This window comes from Pseudarthrobacter enclensis (assembly GCF_030811655.1).
Taxonomy (GTDB): domain Bacteria; phylum Actinomycetota; class Actinomycetes; order Actinomycetales; family Micrococcaceae; genus Arthrobacter; species Arthrobacter enclensis_A.
On record NZ_JAUSRE010000056.1, the window covers coordinates 1 to 1,481 of the forward strand.

General features: G+C 63.9%; 2 protein-coding genes. One reads left to right on the top strand and one right to left on the bottom strand.

Features of this window, described 5'->3' with window-relative positions:
- Positions 1 to 23: 23 nt before the first annotated feature.
- Positions 24 to 1,241 carry an IS110 family transposase gene (locus tag J2X98_RS22160; RefSeq protein WP_307312676.1) on the bottom strand — a complete coding sequence of 406 codons (1,218 nt, stop codon included), beginning with the start codon at positions 1,239 to 1,241 and terminating at the stop codon, positions 24 to 26.
- On the opposite strand from J2X98_RS22160, the gene J2X98_RS22165 reads away from it, so the two are divergent.
- Positions 1,170 to 1,481: hypothetical protein (locus J2X98_RS22165; protein WP_307312677.1), on the top strand; the 312-nt coding region annotated here is incomplete at its 3' end. The two genes, J2X98_RS22160 and J2X98_RS22165, sit on opposite strands and share 72 nt — an antisense overlap.

Genomic DNA, 1,481 nt, shown 5'->3' on the forward strand with positions numbered 1-1,481 from the left:
GGGGGGTGCCTCTATGGTTTTCGTCAAGCCGCTGCGGGGTGGTTTCGTGGTTCCGGCTCCTGGTAGAGGGTTCCGTCTCGGAGCATGGCGAAGAGGACGTCTGAGCGGCGACGTGCGAGGGCGATGAGGGCTTGGTTGTGGCGTTTGCCTTCGGCCCGTTTGCGATCGTAGTAAGCCCGTGACGGCGGGTGGTGCAGCGCCGCGAAGGCTGAGAGGAACAAGGCACGTTTGAGTTTCTTGTTGCCGCGCCGGCTGGTGTGTTCACCCCTGATCGACGTCCCGGAGCGGCGCGTCACTGGTGCGATGCCGGCGTAAGAGGCCAGGTGTGCAGCGCTGGCGAAGTGTTTACCGGTCACTTCGGTCAGGATCCGTGCGCAGGTCCTGACTCCGATGCCGGGCATCGAAGTCAGGACCTTGTAAAGAGGGTGGGCCTCCACAAGCGTTTCCACCTGGGCGGCAATGGCATCGCGCTGATGGCGCAGGGAGAGGAGCTGTTCTGCCAGTTTCGGAAGCACGATCCCGGCGGCGTGGGTGCCCACCACCACGACGGTCTGTTCTTCGAGCGCGTTGAAAACCGCGTCGGTGAGTCGTTCCGCGGCTCGTGGTGCGTGCTTCTTCAAACGTGCCCGGACATGTCCACGGCCAGCGGTCTTCAGGGCAGCCGGTGTCGGGTACCGCGTGAGCAGGTCGGCCACAGCCGGGTGGTCGAGGTGCGGGCCCAAAGCCCGCTCAAGGGCTGGGTGAATTTGGGTGAGCAGCCCGCGTATCCGGTTGGACGTCGCGGTGATCTGGGCCGCGAGGTCGTCATCGAAGCCGCAGAGGACCCCGAGTTCGGCCAGCGTTTCATCCTCCAAAGCAATCGAGCGCAGTGTGTGCGGCATGGACCGGGCTGCTTCGGCGATGATCGCTGCGTCCCTTGCGTCGGTTTTGGCCTGGCCCGGGTGTAGGTCCGCGATCCTGCGCATTGCCAGGCCCGGCAGATAGCCAACCGTCGCGCCGGCAGCCTGGGCGACCGCAACGGGCAGCGCTCCGATGGTGGCCGGCTGATCCACGACGAGCAGGACCTTCCCACGCCCTGACAATGAATCGAGGATCTCGCGCAACCGCGATTCGTCGTTCGGCAGGGCCTTGTCGAACAGTTTCTTTCCCGAACGATCCAACGCCACAGCATGGTGGCCGGATTTCCCCACGTCCAAACCGATGAAAACGTCTATGTCTTGCTGATCCAAGATCACCGCCATACCGCCCCCTTGTTCCCGCGTTCAGTGTCGTACTGGCTGGTCAACGGCGGCAGAAGTCGGCATCCACGTTACGAAGGACCCGTCGTCGTGCCTCTATCAGCGATCAGCTGCCGCCAAGCCGGTCCCGGTGACAACACCCCCCGGATCATGAAACGACTGGGGGCAGAAACCATGCCGGGACCGACCGGCCAACACACCCTCATCCTGCAACAGGAACGGGCTACGAAAAAGGTAACGGGG